The organism is Saccharibacillus endophyticus (genome assembly GCF_013185185.1).
GTDB classification, from domain to species: Bacteria; Bacillota; Bacilli; order Paenibacillales; family Paenibacillaceae; genus Saccharibacillus; species Saccharibacillus endophyticus.
Window position 1 is genome coordinate 178828 of record NZ_JAAZWE010000003.1, and the last position, 24737, is coordinate 203564.

A 24737-nucleotide genomic window follows, 5' to 3' on the forward strand; every position below is an offset into this window, starting at 1 on the left:
GTCCGTATAGCTGGCGGCTTTTTTATTATAAATCTTCGGGGGTATGCGTAGACAACGGGCCGGTTTACGTTTAATGAGTGGAGTACAGGTCGAACGACTATGCAAAAAAGGGGGACAAGGCAATGAAAGTATGGGCAATCTGCGGAGATCACTGGCATCCGGCGAATACGGTTCGGCAAGGACTGAATAAGCTGGAAAACGGCGAATTTCAATTTACGATCACCGAGCAGCTCGAAGAGTTCGATGCCGAACGATTGAAGGATTATCCGATCGTCATGGTGTGTCGGGCGAACAGCCAATCGGATGAGGAAAAAGAATTCTGGATGAACGAGGCGGTTCAACAAGCGTTCGAACATTATGTCGAGCGCGGCGGTTCGCTGCTTGCGGTCCATGCCGGAACGGCGGGGTATAAAGAGCCGGGAGTATTTCGGCGTCTGATCGGCGGTGCGTTCGTGCATCACCCGGAAGCGTGCACGGTCACGATCCATCCGGACAAGCAGCATCCGATCGCCGAAGGCGTCGAGGAATTTTCGGTGCATGACGAGCATTATTTCATGGAATGGGAAGATCCGATCGCGGATCTGATCATGACCACGGTATCGGAGCACGGGGCGCAGCCGGGCGGTTGGACGCGCACGTACGGAAAAGGCCGCGTCTGCGTGTTGACTCCGGGACACGAAGCAGAGGTATGGACGCATCCGAGTTACCAAAAGCTGCTGCGCAATGCGCTGTACTGGTGCGCGCAGAAGGATGCGGCGGAAAACAACGCGTAATTACTATCAAGTGGGTAAAGGAGGAACGTGCCATGGATCGAATTGCATGGATTCTGAATTTGCGCGAGCCGTTCGGCGCGGCGCTGGGACGCGAGCTGGTGTCGCGAGGTTGGAAAGTGATTGGCGGCGATCCCGGTGAAAAAGAAAAGCCGAATAGCGAAGCGCAGCGCGTAAGCGGCCTCGCAGAGGGCGAAAAGATCGGAGAAAATCCCGACGTCCCCACAGGAAGCGGATCTTCGGGATTCGAGGACTTTGAAGGTTCGATGGCATTCGGACCTGAAACAAACGGACGGTCGGTCGTGAAAAAAAGCGAAGCGCAATCCGAACATTCGAAGCGTGATGCGTTAACGGATCGCGGTGAGCCGCTTTCTGCCGACAATCCGCTGCCGGAACACGGAAAATTGAAAGCTTTTCCGTTAGATCCCGATCAACCGGGGGAACTGGAACGCGCGGTGCAGGCGACCGCCGAACTTGCGACGCATATCGATTTGCTTATATTGAACACGGACGAATCGTCGGAGACGGGAGGGCGCCCGATCATCCCGGCCGACGCAGCGGCATTCCGCGAAGAAGAAACAGGCTTCTCGATGCCCGAGACCGTGGAAAGCCGTCTGTATGATTACGAGACTTATGCTTTGACGCCGCTTCGCATCGTTGAAAAGCTGCTTCCGCTTATGGAGGCAGAGGACCGCTTGAAACGAATCTGCTTCATTTCATCGCATGAAGGCAGCATCTCGGCGGGCGGAGCTTCCGTTCCGATAAGCCGCGCAATGGCGCGAACCGCCCTCCATATGCAGGCGAAGCTGTTGTTTAACGATCTTCGGAGAAGCGGTTATACCTTCCGTCTGTACGATCCCGGCCTGTCCCGATCTTCCGTTCCGTCGTCCGATGAGCTGATGGGCTCCATACCGGGTAAAGTAGCAGAATCAGCCCGCTTTGCCGCAGGCTTTTTCACCAACCCGCATGCCGACGAAGAGCGTCTGGTGCTGACCGGCAGCCGGGGCGAAGAATGGCCGTTCTGATACTTTGAACGCATTAAATTTAAGGTTTGCGTCTATCGGAAACACGCACGGTTCAAGCGGGTTTTTGAGGGGCGTAACCTAACATCTTAAGCGGTCATGGTACTAGTACCTTTAGTGTCGACAAGGTCCTGATCGCTTATCCATAAGGAGGCACATCTCATGAATACAACCCGATATGCTGTTGTGACCGGTGCCGACCGCGGACTCGGCTTCGCGCTGACCGAAGGATTGCTTGAGCGCGGCTGGCGCGTATTCGCGGGCAGCTATCTTCCGGACTGGCCCCAACTGGCCGAATTGCAATCGCGATATCCGGATCTGCTGGTCAACCTGCCGCTCGACGTCTCTTCCGATTCTTCGATCCTGTCCGCTGCCGCGGCCGTGGAAGAGCGTACGCGCAGCATCGATCTGCTGATCAACAACGCGGGCGTCATCACCGACCGAAATGACGATTCGATCCGTACGACTCAGGATTATGACGAAATGATCCGCCTGTATCAAGTCAATGCGCTCGGCCCGATCCAAGTCAGCGAAGCTTTCCTGCCGCTGCTTGAACAAGGCGAACTCAAACGGTTATGCTACGTCTCTTCCGAAGCCGGCAGCATCGCCAAAGCCGAACGCACCGCCTGGTTCGGCTACTGCATGTCCAAAGCCGCGCTGAACCGCGGCGTTCATCTGCTGTTCGACCGCCTGCGCCCGGAAGGTTATACGTTCCGCCTGTATCACCCGGGCTGGCTGCGTACCTACATGTCCGGCATCCGTAACGAACAAGCCGAATTGGAACCGTCCGAATCGGCGGAGCCCGCATTAAACTACTTCCTCGGCAGCACGCTGCCCTGGGACGAAAAACCCCACGCGATCGATGAGGACGATTTGGTCATGCGCGATTATCAGGGCAGGGAATGGCCCTTCTAAAAGCTTTTAAATCCTAAGCGGCGCCGTTCCCCACCCGAATAAGACTTTCCCCCGAAAGCGTGCCTCCCGCACGCTTTTTCCGCGTCCCGCCGTTTTTCTCCCGTAATCTGGTAGTATGAAGAAGAGAGAAAGCGAGGCGAAAGACAATGGCGACTGAAACGGTGCTGCTCGTCGACGACGAGAAAGAAATTTTGCAGCTGCTCAGTATTTATTTCGGCAACGAAGGCTATCGGCTGTTGACCGCATCCGACGGCGAACAGGCATTGGAGACACTGGGTCGGGAAAACGTGGATCTGGTCGTGCTCGACGTCATGATGCCGATCCTGGACGGCATTCAGACCTGCATCAAAATCCGCGAGCGCTACAATATGCCCGTGATTATGCTGTCTGCGAAAGGCCAGGACATGGACAAGATCACAGGACTCAGCATCGGCGCGGACGATTATGTCGCCAAGCCGTTCAATCCGCTGGAAGTGCTTGCGCGAGCGAAATCCCAACTGCGCCGATACAACCGCTTGGGTGCAAAAAAAGCAACCGGCGCGCACGAGATCGCAGCGGATGAGCTGACGGTCGATACGGCGAGCCACCGCGTAACTGTGGAGGGAACCGAAATTCATTTGACGCCGCGCGAGTTCGCTATTCTGGAGATGCTGGCGCGTAATCCGGGTCAGGTATTCAGCACCGAGCAGATCTATGCGAAAGTGTGGAACGAGCCTTTTATGGAGTCGGCCAACACGGTGATGGTGCATGTGCGCAAAATCCGGGAAAAGATCGAACGCGATCCCAAAAAGCCGCAGTATATCCAGACAGTATGGGGCGTGGGGTACAAGTTCATCCCGACGGATTGAATGGGTAGCGGAATGCGGAAAGGACGAACGTTTATGCCTTCAAAAATCATACATAGCGTAAGATGGCGATTCATGTACGCTTTCTTGCTCAGCGCCTTGGGCACGGCCGCGCTGCTGCTCATCGGCTATCAATCGGTCAATCTGATCGTGCGCCTTGACTACTCCCCGATCAATTCGCCGGACAAGCGTCTGCTGAACTGGGTGATCGAAAGCGTAGGCTCGGGTCCGATTATGGCCGTGGTGGGCGTAGCGGCGTTCGTGCTGTTATTTTTCTTTTTTTCCAGACGAATCATCAGCGGGTTACAGGAGATCACGCAGGGCATCGAACGAATGGCGGAAGGGGATTTGTCGCATCGGCTAGAGGTCACTTCGTCGGATGAATTCGGTCAGGTAGCTAAAGGACTGAATACGATGGCAGAGCGTCTGGAGCAGTCGATCGCGGAGGAGCGGGCAGCGGCCAAAGCCAAAAACGAGCTGATCACGGGCGTCTCGCACGATTTGCGCACGCCGCTCACGTCGATTCTGGGCTTTTTGGAGTACGTGGAAAAAGATCGGTATCAGGACGAGACGGAGATGCGTTATTACGTGAACATTGCCTATGAAAAAGCGCTCATGCTCAAGAAGCTGATCGACGATTTGTTCGAGTATACCCGTCTGAGCGGAAGCCTGCCGGTTGAATTCGTGCCGTTGAATCTGGGGCGTTTGGTTCGTCAGGCGGCGGAGGAAGCGATGCCGATGCTGGAAGCTGCGGGGATGAGCTACGAGGTGACCGGAACGGAAGACGAGCTTCGAGTTAACGCGTCGCCGATCGAGCTGGTGCGGGTGTTTGAGAATTTGCTCAGCAACGCCGCGCGGTACGGTAGCGATGGAGAGCTTGTCGAGCTGGATGTATCGCGTGAAGGAACCCTGGCTCGGGTGACGGTCAGTAATTTCGGCGAACCGATCCCTGAGCGGGATTTGCCGTATGTGTTTGATCGTTTTTACCGGGTTGACGCTTCGCGTTCGCAGCATACGGGCGGCAGCGGCTTGGGGCTGGCGATTACCCGGACGATTGTGGAACTGCACGGCGGTACGATTGAGGTGTTCAGCAGTTCGGAACGGACGGATTTTGTGCTGAAATTGCCGTTAGCGGAGATTGAATAGAATAGGCGAATGTGTAAAAAACCGTCCTTGCATGAAAGGGACGGTTTTTTGGCGTTGAGCCGAACATCAGGAAATCTTAAGAAATCACAGAACTATTCGTTAAGATGCGGTTGATAGGCTATATGGGAAATGATTGATCGTAATCATAAAAATTCGTATGGAGAACGTAGGAAGGGCGGCGAATCGAATGGGGATCGAACGAGTGATAAACAAAGTCAGAGTATATGGGAGCGCAACCGCGACGGTACGGGCGCGATACGCAGCGATTGCCGCGAGCTGTTTATTGTTGGCCGGGATGATGACGGTGGCGGCTCAGCAGGCGGCCGGTTGGATGATTCGCACGATGCCCCATTCGGCGCATTTTGCGGCACGCGCGCTGCGCTGGGGCGTGAATCATATCGGGATGAGACCGATGTTAGCGCTTGGTTTTCTGGGAGTAGGCGCATTGTTATTTTGGCTGCGTGCAGGGAAATTGGACGGCGATCTGCGTGAATTGTCGCGTGCGGCGCGAGAATTGGCGGACGGCGTGCCGATGCGTCCGGCTCAAGTGTTGTCGAGCGGGGAACTGCGGGAGCTCGCGCAGCAACTGCAGCGGGCGGATCGACGAATGCGCGAGTTGGAAGGAATAGAGACGGCGGTGGTTCCTGTCGAGGAAGTCAAAGCCTATGATTCTGTTCAAGAGCATACGCATACGTCCAATCGTCCGCGCTTCGGCAGGCGATTGTGAGGGGGGCGCATGGCGAAGATTGAGCAAGTACTCGAATCCATTGGGGCGATGCGGCAAGGGAGAACGGGACGTTTTTCTCGGGGAGTGCGTCGGGGGCTGTACGGTATATTTGATTTGACGGCAATGACGGCCGTATTGGCATTAGTAGTATTGATTTATATACGTTTCTATGGGGAATGGGTGATAGATCATCGGGCCGATGCGCTTCAGGCGGCTTCTTCTGCCGTGATTGAGGACCGAACAGGAACTGCGGTTTGGCGTGCTTCCCTGCCGGAAGGCGGTTATCGGGAAGTTGCATCCGCTGCGGAGATTCCTTTGTTAGTTAAGCAAGCTTTTATCGGGACAGAAGATCGACGCTATGCGCTGCATGAGGGGATCGATTATACGGGGATCGTCAGAGCGGCAGCTGTCAATGTTCGCAGCGGAGGCACGGCTGAGGGCGGCAGCAGCATCACCCAGCAGCTTGCCCGCAACGTTTATCTGACATTGGATCAAACCTGGATGCGCAAGCTGAACGAGGCTTCGATTGCGCTGGCTTTGGAACGTCATTATGTCAAGGACGAAATCCTAACGATGTATCTGAACGAAATCTATATGGGACGAGGACAATACGGAATCAAGGCGGCGTCCCGCCGTTACTTCGGCACGGCGGAACTTAATCGGTTGGAGTTGTGGCAGATCGCGATCCTAGCCGGAATTCCGAAGGCGCCTTCCGCTTACAATCCGGTCGACGATCCCGAGCGGGCGGCAGGAAGAGCCAAGGTCGTGCTTGGCCTGATGGCTGAGCAGGGTGTGATTACCGCCGCGGAAGCGGACGCGGCGGCGGTACGGGCGGCGGCGTACGAAGCGCCGCAGCAGTCTGTGGTAGACGCGGCGGGCACGGCCGCGTATGCCGCTGCCGCGCTGCGCGAAGCCGCGCGGAAGACCGGTCTGCCGGAAGAGCAGCTGCGCGGCGGCGGATACCGCATCGAGACCGGTCTGGACGCTGCCGCGCAGGCAGCGTTGACGGGCGTCTTCGCGGAAGACGCTTATTTCCCGCCGGATATGGGCGGGCAGCAAACGGAAGCGGCCATGGTGGTCGTCGACCATCGCGACGGGGAGGTTCGGGCGCTTGCAGGCGGCCGAAACGGGGACGGCGCGGGGCTGAACCGCGCCGTCGATATGAAGCGCCAGCCCGGATCGGCTTTCAAGCCGATCATCGCTTACGGGCCTGCGCTGGAATCCGGCAGGTTCTCGCCGGATTCGGTGCTGCCGGACGTGCTGCAGACGTACGGCGGGTATTCGCCGCGTAACGTCGGCGGGGTGTATCGCGGAAGTCTGACCATGACCGAAGCGCTGACGCGTTCGATCAATAGTCCGGCGGTCTGGTTGCTGAATCAGACCGGAATTTCGCAAGCGATCGAGTTTGCTGCTCGTCTAGGCATCGAACTTGGGTCGGAGGACGAACATTTGGCGATTGCCCTTGGCGGTCTGCACGAAGGGGTCTCGCCCCTTCAGCTTGCCCAGGCGTACAGCGTTATTGCAAACGGAGGCACGTTTCGTTCCGCGCACTTCGTTCGCTCCGTCACGGACGCGCAAGGGCAAGAGATTTACCGCTTCGATCCGGAAGCGGAGAGCAGACCCGCGATGTCTGCTTGGACTTCGGCAGCGCTTGCCTTCATGCTGCGTAACGCTGTTGCCGAAGGAACGGGCCAAGCGGCCCGAATTCCAAACCGCATAGTTGGCGGGAAGACCGGAACGGTCGCTCTGGCAATGAAAGAAGTCTCGCAAGCCGCCAATCGGGACGTCTGGTTTGCAGGCTTCACGCCGGAGTGGACGGCTGCGGTATGGATGGGATTCGATCGAACGGACTCCGGGCATTATCTGACCGTACCGGGTTCGGCGGCCGCCGGATTATTTTCCGCGGCGATGGGCAAGATGTTGGCCGGGCGATGAACGTAACGTTTGATATTCGGGCATCAAGCCACTGCATCGCGGTGTCGAAATCTTTTTAGCGTACGCAAAGTATATAAAAACCGCTCTCCGGCATCGTAATGCCGAAAAGCGGTTTTACTATCTCACGCGAACATTACTCCCACGAAGAAATCGTCGTCAACGTGCCTTCAATCGTATAAGCCCCGAATCCGGCACGGAGGATGAAGTGATCGCCTTTTTTCAGCGCATATTCGCCGTCTCCGCCTTTCAGCGTGCCTTCGCCGTCCAGAATGCTCACGATCATGTAACGTTCGCGGCCTTCGAATTTCGCCGTGCCGTCCACTTCCCATTTTTCCACGGTGAAAAAGGAGTTCGATACGAACTTCGTAATCGTCGCGCCGTCCACGTGGTCCGTCTCGTACGCGCCGCCCGTGTAGGATTGCGGCACGGTCGTGACTTCGATCGCTTTTTCCAGATGCAGCTCGCGGCCTTGGCCGTTGGCGTCTTTGCGGTCGTAATCGTAGACGCGGTAGGTGGTGTCGGAGCTTTGCTGGGTTTCCAGAACCACGATGCCCGCGCCCAAGGCGTGGATCGTTCCGCTAGGCACGTAGAAGAAATCGCCGGGCTTGACTTCGATCTTCGTCAGCAGCGTATCCCATTGTCCGGCTTCGATCATCGAACGCAGTTCCTCATGGGACTGGGCATTGTGGCCGTAGACGATGGAGGCACCCGGCTCGGCATCGACGATGTACCAGCATTCCGTTTTGCCCAGCTCGCCGTTCTCGAATTCGCGCGCGTAAGCGTCGTCCGGGTGCACCTGCACCGACAAATCGTCGGAAGCGTCGAGAATTTTGGTCAGCAGCGGGAAGACGTCGGACTCGGAATCGCCGAACAGCTCGGGATGATCGGTCCACAGATCGCCCAGTTTGGTTCCTGCGTAAGGTCCGTTATGTACGATGCTTTGACCGTTCGGATGTCCCGATACCGCCCAGCATTCGCCGGTCTTGTCATTGGGAATATCGTAGCCGAACAGGGTGTTCAGCTTGGTGCCGCCCCAGATTCGTTCCTGGAAAACGGGAGTGAGGAAAAGAGGTTCGCGTACGGTTTCTGGCATGGGTTTTCGCTCCTTTTTAATCGATGGTTGTGTGTCTATATGGCTTTCGTTATTACCCGGCGTGCCTATGTTCAGACGCTATATGAGCAGAGCGGACGTACTTTTTGCATTCATCTATACGTCGTTTATGTCTCTTTAGTACGCCTGATGCACCAACGACGCCGCGCCGATCAATCCGGCATTTTGGCTCAACGCTGCCGGAACGATCGCCGTGCGGCGGCCTGACGGGCTGAGCGCGTGCTGCGAGACGTAGCCGCGAATCGCGTCGAACAACGGCTCGCCGATCTGCGATACGCCGCCGCCGATCACGAGCAGCTCGGGATCGAGCGTGTTGATCAGCGAAACGCAGCCCATGCCGAGACGCTTGTAGGTGACATCGATCAGTTCGCGCATTTGGGCATCGCCGTCCGCGGCCAGGTCGAACGCTTCTTTCGTGCCGACCGGACGTCCCAGCAGTTCGGAAGCCTGGCGCGCGATTGCCGTGCCGGAAGCGATCTGTTCCCAATAGCCTTCGGTTCCCGCCGCACCCGGTTCGACCATGATGAAGCCGACATCGCCCGCGTTGCCGGATGCGCCCGTAATTAGCCGCCCGTGCATGTAGATGCCGGCGCCGATTCCCGTGCTCACGGTGATGAAAATAAAGTTGTCCGCTTCTTGCGCCGCACCGAGCCATTTTTCGGCCAAAGTCGCCGCCGTCGCATCATTCTGAAAATGGATCGGCCATGCGCCGAAGTGTTTGCGAAGCTCGTCGACGACGCCGAAGCCGTGCCAGGAAGGCAGGTTGGGCGGGCTGTCCAGACGTCCGTTTTTGGCGTCGAGCGGTCCCGGTGCGCCGACGCCGATGCCTTTGACGTCTGCCGGAGCAATGTTCTGCTGCTCCAACAGGCCGTTAACGGCCTGAGCGGTTTCCTCGATCAGCTGCGAAGGGGTTTTGGCAGGGTCTGTTTTCAACGATTGCTGCGCCAGAACGGTTCCGGTCTCGTCTACGAGTCCGATAGCGATCTTGGTACCGCCGATGTCGATTCCGATAGCGATCATGATAGTCCTCCTCGATTATACGCTTTAACTTGACAAAACTTGACGAAATTAAATTCTGTAAAGTAACATGGAACCAGCATAGCATAATTCAGCGCGGGCGAATAGCGTTTTCATTCAAGGAGGAAAAGGATGGCCAGACCGAAAAAAGTGTCCATGCAGGATATCGCGGATCAGCTGGGGATTTCGAAAAATGCGGTATCGTTGGCTTTGTCGGGAAAAAGCGGCGTCAGCGAGCAAGTGCGGTTGATCGTCCGGCATAAAGCGGAGGAGATGGGGTACGTTCCTCCGGGTGCCGCGGCCAAGCCGGAAGCGTCGAGCCGGAACATTTTACTGCTCGTGCCGGAACGGGTCGTCAGCCATGAGGATAGCGAACATTTTCGTTTTTTCCATGATATGCTGTGGATTCTGGAGGAAACGGTTCGCGCGCACGGCTGCAGCGCGGTAATCGTTCGGATTGATCGCCAAATGGAAGAGCGCCTGGAACTGCCGAGCTTATACGGAGAACTGGAGCATATCGGCGTCATTTTGTTCGGGATCATCGCCAAGCCGTATGCGCATATGGTTTGGGAAACGGGCGTGCCGCTGGTCATGCTGGATTCGTATTATCGGGACATGAACTGCGCCGCTGCCGTTTCGGCCAACACGGAAGGTGCGGAGTCGGTAGTACGGTTGTTGATCGAACGCGGGCACCGGCAGATCGGGTTTATCGGTCCGGCCAATCTGACGACGAGCCATGAAGAGCGTTGGTTCGGGTATTGGCGGGCGATGCGTGAAGCGGGGCTGCCGATCGATGAGCGAATGACTCTGCTGGAGGCGGATGATTTTGACGAGGTGAAAAACGAACAGCAAATCGGTGCATTTTTGGCGAGGCTCGTCGCGACGGATGCGCTGCCGACCGCCTTTTTCTGCGGCAACGATCGGATCGCTCTGCTGCTGATCCGAAGACTGCGCGCGATCGGCATATCGGTACCGGAGCAGATGAAGGTGGCCGGATTCGACGGATTGGAGCAGGCCTGCGCCCCGGATTCCGGCCTGTACGTCACGATTCGCGCGGACAAAAAACAAATGTGCAGGTCGGCGGTTCGGCTGCTGCTGGACGGTTACGGCGAGAAGCGGCACGCGGTGAGATGGACGACGGCAGGGCAGCTGATCCCTGTATCGAATGAAGCCGGCATCGACGTGCGCAATTTTACGTTTTGACCGATTTGAGCCGCAAAATCAGGGATAGTTTGCGGTCGCAATCCAAAAAAGGCGCTTAAAGCCGAGCCGCTCAACCGTCTGCTTACAAAAATTTTCCCGTGTAGTGTCAGAACTGCAACTAAATCATGCGAGGAAAGGTTTATATATAAGGGTAGGGTGTTTTTCCACCGCATCTTAATAATCGCATTTATAGAGGAGGACTTTTCCCATGAAAAAAATCCTGATTGCTTCGCTGCTCGGCTCCGCCGTTCTGGGCGCATCCGCGGCTCAAGCCGCTCCGGCCACGACTCCCGCAGCGACGATGACTCCGGCATCCGAACCTGCCGCGATGATCTACGGCAACGACGGTCTGGTAACGCCAAGCGCGTACCCGTTCTTTATCAAGAGCACGCTGTATGCGACGGCTGACGTCATCAAGCAGCTCGACATCGACGGCTTGATGATCTCGTGGGATCAAAAAACCAAGACGTACACGTACACGCGCGGCGACAACGTAGTCAAAGTGATGGCCGACAGCAACATCGCATGGGTGAACGGTAAAGAAGTGAAGCTGCAAGGCTCGCCGACGTTCAAACGCGGCGTACTGCGCGTTCCGGTCGGCATCATCGTCCGCGGCGTAGGCGAATCCATCAAATGGGATAAAGCCAACGAAACGCTGTGGGTCGGCGATTCGATCAAGTAAGGCGAGAAAAGATCGGGCAGCGTGAACGAAAATCGTGAACGCGAACCGAAAAGACCGCTTTCCGCTGCCCTTAGGGGCGCGGTGAGCGGTCTTTTTTTGTCTTCTTGTTACGGTTGTCGTTCCATAGAGCGGCCCCGATTCCGAAAATCATACCGGAGACGGCGAATTGCATCAAGTAAGTCCGTCCCATCACTGCATCCGGAATCAAAGAAAAAGGATCTCCCCAAATCTTTAGAGACGCGAATGCGGGAAGCAGGCCGATAAGCATACATACCGCGGCAAGCATGATACTTTTCAACAGACGGGAGATGACTCTGGAACAGATCGCCCAAACGACGTGGTATAAAGGCAGCGCCAAAAATCCGAAAGGAATCAAGCCGCTCATCCATGCGAATGCCCAATCGAATTCCTCTTGCCCGCTTGAGACCCAGCCAAAAGCCAACACTCCGCCACCGTAAGAAGCGGCTGCGAGCAGGATTCGTTTGAAGGCCGTGCGATCCAGGTCGGCTATTTCCTTGCGACGTACATGATCGAGATTTCCGTTCATGACAGAGGACTCCTTCCCGTTGATCCGTATGCTGCGTTTCATCTGAATAGACGCATGCAGGGCAAAAGGAGTTTCGGATAAACGGATTTCGGTTTGCGAAACCGATAGCACGTCGGAAAAATTTTAACGGATCGAGACGACGCTTAGCGCATAATTTAAGCGATTTGAAAATTCTAACGGAACCAGGTGGCGCTTAGAATGAAAATAGGCGGGTTTTGCACGGAAAAAAAGCCCTAAAAAACGGCTAAAGGATATACGATCCGTTAAAGTCGTAAAAGCCGTTCATTCGGGCTTGTAAAGGATATGCGATCCGTTAGACGCAAAAGTCAGGCTAGACGAAATCCTAATGCAGTCCAATGCGGTCCGAACCGCATCGGAAAAAGCCGCACAAATAAAAACTCCTGATTGTTCCCCGACGAATCGGGCGAACAATCAGGAGTATAAAGAAAATCAAATCAGCTCACCGTGCAAGATCAGTCGCCCAGCGCTTCAAGCTTTGGAGTCGCGACATCAAGCTTCAGAAGCGGTTGACCCGCTTCGATCGAGCCGCTGTGCAGAGCCGTGAAGCCTTCGAATTCTTTCGTGTTGGTCACGATCATCGGCGTCGTCAGGTCGTAACCTGCCGCGCGAATGGCGTTCATGTTGAAGGTAATCAGCGGTTGACCCGCGGTTACGGCTTGTCCTTCTTCAACGAGGACGTTGAAGTGTTGGCCTTTCAGACGAACGGTGTTCAGACCAATGTGGATCAGAAGTTCCGTGCCGTCTACCGTTTGCATGCCTACAGCGTGCTTGGTCACGGCCAGGGAGTTCACGATGCCGTCAGCCGGAGCTGTAACAACGCCTGCGCTGGGAACAACGGCAATGCCTTTGCCCATGTATTCGCCGGCGAATGTAGCGTCGTCCACGTCGGCCAGAGCTTTAACCGTACCCGTCAGGTGGCTGGACAGTTCAGTATTGCGGATTTCGACGATTGCAGGTGTTGCGACTGCTACAGGAGCAGCTTCTTCCGATGCGGCAGGAGCGACAGCGTCCGCTGCTTCGGCCGTTTCGGATGCAGGGACAGGAATATCTTTGAAGCCCATTACGAAAGTAACGGCGGCGCCGACGGCGAAGGCTACAGCCATACCGATCATGCCGTAAACGAATGTCGGGCCGATCATGGCCGGGATACCCGGAAGACCCGCGCCGCCCGCCATGACGTAAATTTTAACTTGGAACAATCCGTAGATCGCGCCGCCTACGGCGCCGCCGATCAGGCCGGAAACGAAAGGTTTTTTCAGACGCATGTTCACGCCGTACATCGCGGGTTCGGTAATGCCCATCATGGCGGAGAAGCTTGTCGACAACGACAGGGCTTTGAACTGCGGATTACGGGAGCGCAGGAATACGCCGAATGTAGCGCCTGCTTGGCCCAGGTTGGCCGCGAACATGATCGGCAGAATATAGTCGAAGCCTTGTTCGGACAGCGACAGGATCGCGATCGGGACGAGGGCCCAGTGCATGCCCGTCATGATGATCAGCGACATCGTGCCGCCGAGGACGAGACCGCCGAAGATGCCGGTATTGTCGATCAACCAAGTAATGCCGCCGGCCAAGCTTTGGCCGACGATGCTGCCTACGGGGCCGAACGCCACCAAGGTTGCCGGTACGATCACGAGCAGCGTAAGCATCGGAACGAACAGAAGTTTAAGCGCGCTCGGAATGACTTTGTCCAGGAATTTCTCGACGTAAGAGGAAGCCCAGATCGCGAGCAGGATCGGAATGACGGATGACGAATACGTCACGACGGTAACGGGAATTCCCAGGAAGCTCAAGTCTCCGCCGCTGCCGAACAGCGCGGTCAGTTCCGGGTGAAGGACAGCACCGGCTATCGCGGCCGCCAAGAACATGCTGCTGCCGAATTTCTTCGCTGCGCTGAACGCGATCAGGATCGGCAGGAAGAAGAATGTGCCGTCGCCGATCACTTTCAGGATTTGGTACGTGCTGCCGTCGGCTGCCATCCATCCGAACGCATCGGATACGGATAACAGCGCTTTGATCATGCCTGCGCCGGCGAGAGCGGGCAGCAGAGGGGTGAAGATCCCGGAGATGATATCCAGCAAAGCCGAGAACGGATTGCTTTTCTTTTTAGGGGCATCGTCGTCTTGAGCGGCTCCGCCGCCGAATGCTCCGATTTTATTGATTTGTTCGTATACCTTCGGTACATCGTTGCCGATGATGACCTGGAACTGCGTGCCTGCGATGTTGGTACCCATAACGCCCGGCGTATTTTCGAGTGCCGCGCGGTCGGCTTTATTGTTGTCGCGCAGTTCGAAACGCAGGCGCGTCATGCAGTGGGTCATCGTTTTGACGTTGGATTCTCCGCCGATTTTTTCGAGGACGGATTTGGCTGTTTGTTCGTGCTTGCTCATGTTCAGCCTTCCTTTCTTGGTTACAAGATAAATGCTGCTAATACCTTGTCAACGCTAGCGGTAAGGTTACGTTCACCTGAAACACACCTAAAGCGTGTGTGTTTCAGATGAACGTAACCCTCTGATTAAGAGTTGACAAGCTTTGGGGCGGGGTAAACGCTATCAGCGTTACCCCGGACAAAACGAAAAACCCGGGCGCCCGAACGCAGGTACGGCAAACAGCCGGCTGACGATCGGTAACGGCCCGGGTTTTGCCTTTTCAGTAACAATCCCGAGTGCTGGTATCATTGCCAAGTGCAGCGCAAGCGGCAATGATACAGGGTATGCAATTAAGATTTCGCGATCCGGTCGATATGAATCGTCAGGTACAGCATTTCTTCCTTGTTCAGCCGGTAATCGTAATGTTCGGCGATGTACGCTTCGATCAACTCCGTGCAAGGATAAGCTTCCGGACAATTTTCCTTGACGATCTCGTAAAGGCTGTCGTAATTGTTGCCGGAATGGTCGCCGCTAATCAGTCTTTGCGCGAAGAACTTCAAGTGGGTCACGAAGCGATAGTAGCTGATCGAATCTTCGTTGTATTCCAGTCCGAAGTGCTTGCGCACGAGATCGAGAATGTCCTGGATGATCTTGGTGATGTCCATCAGAACGGGCATTTCTTCGCCGAGCTGCGCATTGACCAGATGCAGCGCGATGAATCCGGCTTCGTCATCCGGCAGTTCGACGCCCAGACGGTCTTTGATCAGCTTGAGCGCGGAACGTCCTACCTGGTATTCGGCCTTGTACAGGCTTTTAACCTCAAGGAGCAATCCGTTCTTGATATCGAGTCCGCGCTGATGGCGCTCTACCGCAAAGTGGATATGGTCCGTCAGGGAGAGATAGATCGTATCCCCGAATTCCTTATCCAGCATAAGGGCTGCCAGCTTGCGGATATCCTCGGTTAGTTGAACGTATTCCATCGGAATCTGTTCCAAGAGTTCCTTGAGCTTCCGGGACGAATCGTTGCTTTCCGGACGGAAAATCTTTTCGATCTTATCCGTGTCGACTTCGTCTCCCGGCTTTTTTTGAAAGGCGAGTCCCCGGCCCATCACGACGATTTCCGTCTCGTTCTCGTCCAGCGACGTGATGACGTTGTTGTTGAGCACCCTCAGAATTTGCATTGCGTTCACCTCTTGTTCATTGAAGCTGCTTCATAAAGGATTATATCATTGTGCACAATGGAAACAAAAAGGCAAAACCCAAAACACGTTAGGCACATGTTTTGGGTTTTGCCTTTTCAGTAACAATCCCACAACCACAATAACACCGTTTTCAACAGTTGGCAAGGGGAAAAGCGTACGCTTTCAAAAAAAGTTGACAGGTCAGGGAAACGAACGAAAGCGATCGGATTTCGATCGCTTTCGTACCAGGTAGGGCTTTTCATCTAGAGCGATGCAGATCATTAAACAGAGGAAGCGCCGTTTGCGTTCAATGTACATTTTCTCTGCTGAACGCATTTTCCTTCCCGGAAACAAAGGCACTTCTCGCTTGTGTATTCGTCTCCGTAAATGCTGGCTTGGAGGTATTCGATGCTTGCTCGGTTTTTTTTGCCGTAATCGCGGCCGCAATCATCAGAATCAACTTCAGGCCTCCGGTAACAAAGAGCAGCCACGGCAGAACCGTCAGTCCCCAACCGATGCCGGGAGCCCAGGTGACGACCACGTTCCACGGCGCAAGTCCGGAAACGAAATGCAGGATCGCCAGCGGGAACGCGACGTTGCAAACGAGCAGCAGAACGATATTCAGCGTGGTTTTCCAAGCGACGGGCCGGAAAGCTTTGCGCCAACGGAACAAGCTGCGCACCGAGAACAAGAACAGCAAAATCACCGCGACAACGATGCCGTCCGCGATCGCGTACAGCTTGAAAAAATCGGGCAGGCTTTCCAACGAAGGGGTCCGGCCGTGCACGATATCGTCGATGCCGGGCAAAACGCCGGCGTAGCTGACGATCAACGGATCGGAGCTGTTGGCCAGAACGAACATGCCGTAGTCGCCGTGAATGCGCATTTCGGTATACGTATTTTCCGTCGATCCGTTATGCCAGAGATAATCGCCGTTATTGATCCAGCCCATCCCGTAAAAAGAGCCGTCTCCCATGTCCGCTCCTTGTTCGTGCATGCGCCGGATGCCTTCCGCAGACAGCAGCCGCACGCTATCGGCCGCGCCGTCGTTCATTTGCATCATCAGATACTTGGACATGTCTTCGGCGTTCGAGACCAGATAGCCGGACGGCGTCGTGGCCGAATGCTGCATCAATCGCGTAGGCACGGAGAGTCCGAACAGCAACTGATGACCGGAAGGGGGACGCAGATCGGAATTTTCGGATAAGGCGACATTAGCCCGTTCGGGCGATCCGAAGCTGTTGCTCATGCCAAGCGGCTGCAAAATTTGTTCATCCACATAGTTCCCGTAAGCTTCTCCCGAGACTTGCTGGACAATCGCGCCGAGGATATTGTAGTTCAAGTTGGAATACTGGTAGACCGACCCCGCAGGCTCCGTCGGGGCGACGTTTTTCAGATTGCGGATATGCTGCATCAACGTCGTATCCCCCTGTGCCAAAAAGGCAACGCCGTCATACGTCGACAACCCGCTCGTTTGGTGCAAGAGGTCGGCTACGGTGATCTTGTCGGAAGCACGGACATCGGCAAGAGCGAAGTCCGGGAGGTAATCGGTAACGGGGGCGTCGAGTCGGACTTTGCCCGTTTCGACCAATTGCATGATCGCAAGCGCCGTAAAAGACTTCGTGAGCGATCCGATCACCAGCGGCGTCTGAGGCGTCATGGGTCCGGCTCCGGGACCTGCGCTGCCATAGCCTTGCATATAAGCAATCTCTCCGTCATGGACAATGCCGACAGCAAGGCCGGGAATATGTAGGCGTTCCATCGCGGCTTCGGCATACGTATCGATTTGCTCGGGCGTCCAGGCCGCAATGACGGCAGAATCCTCCGCCCGGGGAGTCGTCGCAGCGGCAGAAGCAGCAGGCACCCCGATGAACGAACCGAGCAATATCCCGGCCATTGCGGTTTTTATTCTTTTGGCAATATTCATGGTTCGCATACTTCCTTTCGCATTTTCGGTTAAAGTGAAACGCGCGTCTTCAAGACTGTTCTTATTGTAACGAACGCTTTCGATCTTCAAATCGGCCGCCGGCCTGAAATTCGAATCGGTCTCGCGTCAACATTCAACCTGGACCTGCGGATAGGTTGTCCGAGCGATTCGTGGTTTGCCCGCAAACGAAAAACTAGGGGAGATCGATGATGACCTGCCCGCCGAAAGAACGATTATTATTAAAAAAGCCAACTTTTTTAATGTTCTGAACGTTGTTATTTAGGAAAAGACTCGTACCCTGTTTGTCGGGAATCGATTAAGCGAGCGAAGGAGGTAATGGATTGAATATCGGTTTTTCTTACGGAGCAGGTTTTATCGGCATGATCCTATCGATCGCGATGATCATTCTTCCCTACGTGGTCTACTATTTCATCATCAGGGCGGCTATCAACAAATCCAATATCACCGACGAAATTTATGCGCTGCGCCGGGATTTGAATGAATTGGAGAACCGGCAAGCCGAACGCTTCAAAACGCTGGACAATCATTTTCAACAGCAAAACCAGCTGCTTCGCGAACAAAACGAAATGATGCTGCGCGCGGAGCGGGATCGCTCCCAATAATCGGGGCATCGCTTGAATCCCGTATACCGGTTGGGTATGCGGGATTTTGTTATATCGATCAGGGTAAGTAACATGTAGGTTGATCGAAGACAAGGAGGATGTCCGCGATGAGCATTTATACGTCCATAAACGCGCTGATCGAAAAGTTGGATCGTTCGATCTTCGCTTCCGACGAAGTACCCGATTCGAAATAAGGAGGAACGTCTAAGATGGATTGGATTTGGGCACTCGGATTTCTTTTGCTTATGCTGGCAATCTTGGCCGGTATCGTCTACGCGATCGTCTCTTCGATCGTGGAGAGCCGGATCGAACGATTGGTGCTTACGCAGCTCAACCATATGGATCGTAAGCAAAACGACCGCTTCGAGCTTCTTGACCGCCAGCTTCAGGAATTGAACGGTTCGATGCGCAGGCAGGAGGAACGATTGAAAAAGCTTGAACTTTCGGTAGTCGAACAAGCGCAGAAGAGCAATCCGTAATTTCTCATACGAAAAGAGGATCAGCAATTAACGCCTACTTTTTTCGCGATCGGGATAAGCCGTTACTGCTAGCTCTTTTCCGGGTATAAAAAGGGTACGCAATGCGGACGCGCCGTCCGAATCCGGAACCCGAGGAGGCGACACAAGTGTTTTGGCTGATCGGAGCTTTTTTGCTGCTGTGTCCACTGGCGATTGCACGTCCCGACCGATTGCTTCATCCGCTGCGGGATCCTGCCGGCGGAGAACTGTTCGAACCGACGAGATTTCAATCCCAAGCTTTTCGCGCACTCGGATTTTTCCTGCTGCTCGTATCGTTGTCGTTGGGGATCCTGCTGTTTTTCACGGGAAACTGATCGGCAGGCATAGAATGCGCGCAGACTCATACTTCAAACCCGAGGCGTTCCTTAACGGAAGCGCCTCTTTTCGACGAACGAGAGAACGAACGCCTATTTGAAAAACGTCTTCGATTCAGGCAAACTGAACATACAAAAGAAACGGCCAAACCAAGGAGGAAATCAAAGATGCAGGCGAACGGACAATGGACCATCAAAGATATGCCGAATATGAACGGAAAACGCGTGATCATCACGGGAGGAAGCGGCGGACTGGGGCTGGAGACGGCTTACGGGTTCGCGGAAAAAGGCGCGGAGATCATCCTGGCCGTGCGTAATCTGGAAAAAGGACATCAGGCGGCAGGCGGGTTGCTCAAAAAGTTCCCGCAAGCGAGCGTAGAGGTTATGCGTCTCGACCTGGCCGATCTGTCCAGCATCGAAGGATTCGCCGCGCGCGTCATCGCCAAATATGCTTCGCTTCACGTCCTCGTGAACAACGCCGGCGTGATGATTCCTCCTTTCGGCAAAACCAAAGACGGCTTCGAGCTTCAGTTCGGCAGCAATCACTTGGGACATTTCGCGTTGACCGGCCGTTTGCTGCCTCTGCTGCTGAAGACGCCGCAATCGCGCGTCGTGACGTTGAGCAGTATCGCGGCCAAGAGCGGATATATCTATTTCAATAATCTGGACGGCCGAATCGGCTATAGCGCCATGAAATTCTACGGTCAGAGCAAGCTGGCCAACCTGTTGTTTGCCCGTGAGCTTCAAAAGCATTTGTCCGCGATCGGAGCGAGCACGATCAGCGTGGCCTGCCATCCCGGCGTATCGAATACGAACCTGATCTCGCGCGGCTCCGGCAAGCAGGCGGGACGCGCCGCGGCATTCTTGTGGGGGTTGATGAGCCAATCCGCCGCGATGGGCGCGCTGCCGACTTTGTATGCGGCAACCGCCCCGGGTCTGTACGGCGGCGAATACATCGGACCGACCGGCAAAGGCGGGCGCAAAGGTTATCCGGGCTTCGATCTGTCCGTCGATCACAAAATGAACGAAGAGACGATGGCGAAGCTGTGGCGCGTATCGGAAAAATTGACGGGCGTGACGTACGACTTCCATGTCCGGCGAGAGGAAAAGGAAGACTGGTCGAAGTTGGGCATTCGGATGTAAAAATTTCTCGATCTTTTAAAGAGGTAATCGAGTCGGAACCGGTTTTTGTTTTTGTTGAAAAAAGTTGAATTCCTCGATATGATAGATATACGACAGAATCGCGAGGAGTTAGGACCTTTGAAAAAAATCACGCTGCAAATGATCGCGGATCAGGTAGGCGTCTCCAAAGCGCTCGTCTCCAAAGCGCTATCCAACGATCCTGCCGTCAACGACCAGACCCGCGAAACGATCTGGCGGACGGCGGGGGAGATGGGCTACCGGATCGAGAAGTTGAAAAAAGCGACCGCGTTCTCCAAAACGGGCAATATCGCCGTTTTGATGCCGCAAGCTTACTTGAGCGATATCGAGTACTGGGGCAAAGTCATTCGCGGCATCGACAAGTCGCTATCGGAGCACGGCTACAGCATGATTTTGTCGGGCATTGATATCGCACTGGCGCCCCAAGAATCGCTTCCTTCCAGCATTGTCGACGGCAAAGCCGACGGCGCGCTGCTCATGGGCCATATGCCGGAAGAGTACGTATCGGCGTTGTCCGCAAGGTCGTTTCCGACCGTGCTGGTCGATTCCAGCTTGCCGAACCCGCCGTTCGATCACGTGTTGGCCAACAACTACGCGGGCGCTTACTCGGCGGCCGAAGCGCTACTTGCCGCCGGTCATCGGAAGTTGGCTTTCGTCGGCGATCCGGAAACGGCTTGGAGCTTCCGCGAACGGGCCCGAGGCTTTGAGGAAGGGGTAGCCGATTTCAATGCGAGAGCCGGAGAAACCGCTTCGGTATCGGAAATTCGCGGCATCGGCGTAAGCGGCAAAGGCAATTACACGTCTCCCGAATTCGCGGACCGATTGAAATCAGCGCTGCGAACAGAAGGCGTCGATGCCTTATTCTGCGCCAACGACATGCTGGCCCTGGAAGCGATCCGCCAGCTCAGGGAACACGGCCTGGACTGCCCGGACGACATCTCGGTCATCGGCTTCGACGACTTGTCTTTGTCCGGCTATATGCAGCCGGCCCTTACGACGGTACGCGTTCCGAAAGAACGCATCGGCATCCGCGCAGCCGAACTGTTGATCCGCCGCCTCCGTCAACCTTCCGGTGCCGCCGAACAGGTTCTTCTAGCCACGACGCTGATCGAACGTTCTTCGGTCAAAACGATTTAGCGTTTGCATAAGCTGCCGAGAAAGAAACGTAGGCGCAGGAAACGGGAAGACTCCGAGAGAAATTCGTTCCGGTCGCGTGTTGAAATCGAGAAAAGGATTAAATTTTCAGCGGCATTTTCTCGATTTCAAAGGCGAACATTTCATTCCTGCACTGAATTTCTCTCTCCGTCTTCTCGTTTCAAGCTACGTTAAACTTTCTTGACACCTTGAAGCTCTCTGTGTAAGAGGGCTTCTTTTTTTTGCGAAAAAAAGAACTCGCATAGCGAAAAAAGTACAGCGGAGGGAGAAATTCAGTGAAAGACGCCTTTGAACCCGGGAAGCTTCCTTATTAAAATCCAATTCAACTTTCCGGGTGAGACAGCGTTTTGAACTGAATTTCTTCCGCATCTTCCTTTCAATAGAATCATATTGTTTCTTAAACTTATTTAAAATAATTGAAATAAGTTTAAGTGTATGTTAATGTTTTGTTGAAAGCGATCTCATACACGGGAGGAACAGAAATGAACAGAAAGTGGATGCTCGGAGCGATAGCGGGGGTATTGGCTGTTTCCATGGCCGGATGCGGCGGTCAAAACCAACCGGCCGCTTCCGACGGAGGCGGCGAAGACTCGATCAGCGGAACGATCACGTATTTGACCAACCGCACCGATCTGATCGGCAACGTTTACGACGATTACGCCAAGCGGTTCAACGAAAAATATCCGGATGCCCATGTAGAATTCGAAGCGACGATCGATTACGACAAAACGGCGAAAATGCGGCTTTCTTCGGGCGATTTCCCGGACGTCATGAATATTCCGACGATCGCCAACACCGAGCTGCCGAATTACTACGCGCCATTGGACGATCTCGGCTTGACCGACAGCATACGCTTCCCCGATTACAAATCGGACGGCGGCGTCTTGTACGGCATGCCTTCGGGCGTCGACGTAGTCGGCGTCGTCTACAACAAGCAGGCGTTCGAAAAGGCGGGCATCGACAAGGTGCCGACCACGCTGGACGAGTTTTACGCGGCGAGCGAAAAGCTGAAAGCGGCCGGGACCGTTCCTTTGGCTTCCAACTTCAAAGACCAATGGCCGGTCTACCCGTTCGCGGCCGAGACGCCCGTCGCCCTGTCCGGCAACGTCGACTTGTCCAACGACCGCGTAAATACGGACGCTCCGTATACGCTGGACGGTCCTTACGGACAATCGATGAATATTTTGCGCACGATGCACGAAAAAGGCTATTTGGAAGCGGACATCAATTCGACGAATTGGGAGCAGTCCAAAAAAGACGTCGCTTCCGGAAAATTCGCCATGTTTTATCTGGGCGAATGGATCATCCCGCAGCTGATCGACGGCGGCATGGCTTCCGAAGACATCGGTTTTTTCCCGTTCCCCTACGACAATGAAGCGGGCAGCCGCAACGTCGTGCTGAGTCCGGCGTCGGGCGCTTACGGCATCAACAAAAACAGCGAGCATCTCGCCACCGCCAAAGCGTTCGTCAAATGGATGATCGAAGAATCCGGCGCCGACGCGGACATGCTTCCGATTCTTAAAGACGGAAAAGCGCAGATCGCCCAGATGGAAGAGTTCGACAGCTACAAGCCGACCTATCTGGAAGGCAAAGTCGATACGGCCGAAGCGTTAGCGATCGTGAACAAAGCGCAGATCGTGAAAGAAGCGATCGTCCAGGAGTTCGTGCTGGCGGACGATCCGCAGGAGACGTTCGACAAGTACAACAAAATGTGGGCCAAAGCCAAATCCGAAGTCGCGAAATAAACGTCGGCGCGCGCTTCGGCCGAATGCGGCCGAGCCGCGCGCACCATGCGAAAAATAAGGAGTGAAAACGATGGGCGGCCTGTCTTATCCGGCTCAGAAAAAAATCGTGCTGGCCTTGTTCCTGCTGGTTCCGCTGACGCTGCTGGGCATGTTTACGTATTATCCCGCCGCCAGGTTGGTGTATTTGAGTTTCACCGACTGGGACGGCCTCGGTTCCGGAATGTCTTTTCTCGGCTTGGACAATTACAGGGAAGTGTTCACCAACCCCGATCTGTTCGGCGTGTTCCTTCACCAGATCCCTTACGCGGTCGGCGGCATTTTGCAAAATATTGTCGCGATCGGGTTTGCCGTCATTTTGAACTCGACACTCAAAGGCCGCAACGCGTTCCGCGTGCTGCTTTTTATCCCGTATATCATGAACGGCGTCGCCGTGGCGTTCATGTTCCAGTACGTGTTCGACACGACGGGCGGATCGCTCAACGCGCTGCTCGGCGCGATCGGACTGGAAAGCCTTCAGCAAAGCTGGCTCGGCAATGCCGCCATCGTCAACTGGGCATTGGCCGGGGTTAGCGTATGGCGATATCTCGGCTATACGATGATCATCTATCTGGGCGCGCTCCAATCGCTGCCTTCCGACATGTACGAGGCGGCGCGGATCGACGGCGCGAACCGTTTCCAGTCGCTGTGGCATCTGACGCTGCCGAGCCTGTCGCGCATCATCCAACTCAATATGTTCCTGACGCTGAGCGGCGCGCTGGCGGTATTCGACCTGCCGTTCGTGCTGACCAAAGGCGGACCGGCGGGCGCGAGCGAAACTTTCCTGCTCAAAACGACCGAGACCGCGTTCCAATTCAACAATTACGGACTGGCTTCCGCGATGAGCGTCGTGCTGCTGCTGTTGACCGTACTGATCCTGTTGGGGCAAAACGCCGCGCTGGGACGCAAAGGGAGGGATTGACCGATGAATGCCGCCGCCAAAAAGAAGATCGATCCGATCCAAGCGGTCAAATATCTGCTGCTTGTCGCCGCGTCGTTCGTGGTGCTGTTTCCGCCGTACGTGGTGATCGTCAACGCGTTCAAACGGGAAAACGAAAACTCGAGCCCGTTCGCGCTGCCCGAAAGTTTTTTCAACTTCGACAACTTCCGAATCGTATACGAACGGGCGGATATCGGGCATGCGTTCCTGAACACGCTGATCATCGTCGCCGTCTCGCTGCTGGGCAATATCGTGTTCGGCACCATGGTGTCGTACGCGCTGGGACGCCTCGATTTCAAAGGAAAAGGCATCGTGTTGGCGCTGTTCCTGTTCGCGTCCATCATTCCGAACATCACTACGCAGGTCGTGTTGTTTTCCATGATCCAGTCGCTCGGGCTGTTCAATTCGCTGTATGCGCCGATCGTGCTGTTCGTGGGAGCCGACGTGCTTCAGATCTATATTTACCTGCAATTTATCCGCAATATCCCGTACGAGCTGGACGAAAGCGCGATGATCGACGGAGCGAGCCTGTTCCGCATTTACCGCTCGATCGTGTTCCCGCTGTTGGCCCCGGCTACGGTGACGCTGGTCATTTTGAAAACGATCAATATCTACAACGAGCTGTATATTCCTTATCTGTACATGCCCAAGCAAAACCTGGTCGTCGTCTCCACGGCGATCATGCGGTTTGCGGGCAACAACCAAGCGCAGTGGGGCTATATTTGCGCAACCATTCTGATCATCATGATTCCGACCGTAGTGCTGTATCTCTTTTTGCAGAAATACATCTTCGCCGGGGTTACGAGCGGAGCGGTTAAAGGATAAAC

At 55.1% G+C, this 24737-nt stretch carries 23 protein-coding genes; 17 read left to right on the forward strand and 6 right to left on the reverse strand.

Features of this window, described 5'->3' with window-relative positions; genetic code table 11:
* Positions 1-122 precede the first annotated feature (122 nt).
* From HRQ63_RS12105 to HRQ63_RS12135, 7 genes are all read left to right on the forward strand, one after another.
* Positions 123-773 carry a ThuA domain-containing protein gene (locus tag HRQ63_RS12105; protein WP_172243863.1) on the forward strand — a complete coding sequence of 217 codons (651 nt, stop codon included), beginning with the start codon at positions 123-125 and terminating at the stop codon, positions 771-773.
* Between the two features lie 32 nt (positions 774-805).
* The gene (locus HRQ63_RS12110) at positions 806-1795 is read left to right on the forward strand and encodes a Rossmann-fold NAD(P)-binding domain-containing protein (protein ID WP_172243866.1); all 990 of its coding nucleotides are present in this window, start codon (positions 806-808) and stop codon (positions 1793-1795) included.
* Positions 1796-1954: 159 nt separating this feature from the next.
* Complete coding sequence (locus tag HRQ63_RS12115; RefSeq protein WP_172243868.1) at positions 1955-2707, forward strand: SDR family NAD(P)-dependent oxidoreductase; 753 nt, start codon at positions 1955-1957, stop codon at positions 2705-2707.
* Positions 2708-2853: 146 nt separating this feature from the next.
* Positions 2854-3555 (forward strand): response regulator transcription factor, encoded by a 702-nt coding sequence (locus HRQ63_RS12120; protein WP_172243870.1) that lies wholly within the window; start codon positions 2854-2856, stop codon positions 3553-3555.
* Positions 3556-3627: 72 nt separating this feature from the next.
* Complete coding sequence (locus HRQ63_RS12125; RefSeq protein ID WP_229714170.1) at positions 3628-4698, forward strand: sensor histidine kinase; 1071 nt, start codon at positions 3628-3630, stop codon at positions 4696-4698.
* Between the two features lie 187 nt (positions 4699-4885).
* A complete protein-coding gene (locus tag HRQ63_RS12130; RefSeq protein WP_172243873.1) occupies positions 4886-5425 on the forward strand; it encodes a hypothetical protein in 540 nt (179 codons plus the stop codon).
* Positions 5426-5434: 9 nt separating this feature from the next.
* Positions 5435-7360, forward strand: coding sequence for a transglycosylase domain-containing protein (locus tag HRQ63_RS12135; RefSeq protein WP_229714171.1), 1926 nt, complete (start codon positions 5435-5437; stop codon positions 7358-7360).
* Positions 7361-7493: 133 nt separating this feature from the next.
* Here the strand turns inward: HRQ63_RS12135 and manA are convergent, their stop codons facing one another.
* Entirely contained in the window at positions 7494-8453 is a 960-nt protein-coding gene (gene manA / locus HRQ63_RS12140) for a mannose-6-phosphate isomerase, class I (RefSeq protein ID WP_172243875.1), read from the reverse strand.
* Between the two features lie 135 nt (positions 8454-8588).
* Entirely contained in the window at positions 8589-9491 is a 903-nt protein-coding gene (locus HRQ63_RS12145; RefSeq protein WP_037291097.1) for an ROK family protein, read from the reverse strand.
* Between the two features lie 129 nt (positions 9492-9620).
* On the opposite strand from HRQ63_RS12145, the gene HRQ63_RS12150 reads away from it, so the two are divergent.
* Together HRQ63_RS12150 and HRQ63_RS12155 are read left to right on the forward strand one after the other, a co-directional pair.
* Positions 9621-10691: a LacI family DNA-binding transcriptional regulator gene (locus tag HRQ63_RS12150; RefSeq protein WP_172243877.1), complete on the forward strand. Its 1071-nt coding sequence runs from the start codon at positions 9621-9623 to the stop codon at positions 10689-10691.
* A 208-nt stretch (positions 10692-10899) separates the two neighbouring features.
* Complete coding sequence (locus tag HRQ63_RS12155; RefSeq protein WP_037291094.1) at positions 10900-11373, forward strand: copper amine oxidase N-terminal domain-containing protein; 474 nt, start codon at positions 10900-10902, stop codon at positions 11371-11373.
* Positions 11374-11443: 70 nt separating this feature from the next.
* Here the strand turns inward: HRQ63_RS12155 and HRQ63_RS12160 are convergent, their stop codons facing one another.
* The 4 genes from HRQ63_RS12160 to HRQ63_RS12175 form a co-directional block, all read right to left on the reverse strand.
* On the reverse strand, positions 11444-11920 hold the full coding sequence (locus HRQ63_RS12160; RefSeq protein ID WP_172243879.1) for a hypothetical protein: 477 nt from the start codon (positions 11918-11920) through the stop codon (positions 11444-11446).
* Positions 11921-12393: 473 nt separating this feature from the next.
* Positions 12394-14331: a beta-glucoside-specific PTS transporter subunit IIABC gene (locus tag HRQ63_RS12165; protein WP_172243881.1), complete on the reverse strand. Its 1938-nt coding sequence runs from the start codon at positions 14329-14331 to the stop codon at positions 12394-12396.
* A gap of 329 nt (positions 14332-14660) precedes the next feature.
* Complete coding sequence (gene licT, locus HRQ63_RS12170; RefSeq protein WP_172243883.1) at positions 14661-15491, reverse strand: BglG family transcription antiterminator LicT; 831 nt, start codon at positions 15489-15491, stop codon at positions 14661-14663.
* A 307-nt stretch (positions 15492-15798) separates the two neighbouring features.
* Positions 15799-17418: a serine hydrolase domain-containing protein gene (locus tag HRQ63_RS12175; protein WP_172243885.1), complete on the reverse strand. Its 1620-nt coding sequence runs from the start codon at positions 17416-17418 to the stop codon at positions 15799-15801.
* Positions 17419-17759: 341 nt separating this feature from the next.
* On the opposite strand from HRQ63_RS12175, the gene HRQ63_RS12180 reads away from it, so the two are divergent.
* The 8 genes from HRQ63_RS12180 to HRQ63_RS12215 all read left to right on the forward strand — a co-directional run bounded on the left by HRQ63_RS12180 (position 17760) and on the right by HRQ63_RS12215 (position 24735).
* Positions 17760-18041, forward strand: a complete 282-nt coding sequence (locus HRQ63_RS12180) for a hypothetical protein (protein ID WP_172243887.1) — start codon at positions 17760-17762, stop codon at positions 18039-18041.
* A gap of 209 nt (positions 18042-18250) precedes the next feature.
* Positions 18251-18520, forward strand: a complete 270-nt coding sequence (locus tag HRQ63_RS12185) for a hypothetical protein (RefSeq protein ID WP_172243890.1) — start codon at positions 18251-18253, stop codon at positions 18518-18520.
* Between the two features lie 146 nt (positions 18521-18666).
* The gene (locus HRQ63_RS12190) at positions 18667-18873 is read left to right on the forward strand and encodes a hypothetical protein (RefSeq protein WP_172243893.1); all 207 of its coding nucleotides are present in this window, start codon (positions 18667-18669) and stop codon (positions 18871-18873) included.
* 168 nt (positions 18874-19041) lie between these two features.
* Positions 19042-20016: an oxidoreductase gene (locus HRQ63_RS12195; RefSeq protein WP_172243904.1), complete on the forward strand. Its 975-nt coding sequence runs from the start codon at positions 19042-19044 to the stop codon at positions 20014-20016.
* Between the two features lie 117 nt (positions 20017-20133).
* Entirely contained in the window at positions 20134-21171 is a 1038-nt protein-coding gene (locus HRQ63_RS12200; protein ID WP_172243907.1) for a LacI family DNA-binding transcriptional regulator, read from the forward strand.
* 500 nt (positions 21172-21671) lie between these two features.
* A complete protein-coding gene (locus tag HRQ63_RS12205; protein ID WP_172243910.1) occupies positions 21672-22934 on the forward strand; it encodes an ABC transporter substrate-binding protein in 1263 nt (420 codons plus the stop codon).
* 70 nt (positions 22935-23004) lie between these two features.
* Positions 23005-23892, forward strand: a complete 888-nt coding sequence (locus HRQ63_RS12210; protein ID WP_037291081.1) for a carbohydrate ABC transporter permease — start codon at positions 23005-23007, stop codon at positions 23890-23892.
* A 3-nt stretch (positions 23893-23895) separates the two neighbouring features.
* A complete protein-coding gene (locus tag HRQ63_RS12215) occupies positions 23896-24735 on the forward strand; it encodes a carbohydrate ABC transporter permease (protein ID WP_172243912.1) in 840 nt (279 codons plus the stop codon).
* Positions 24736-24737: the final 2 nt, after the last annotated feature.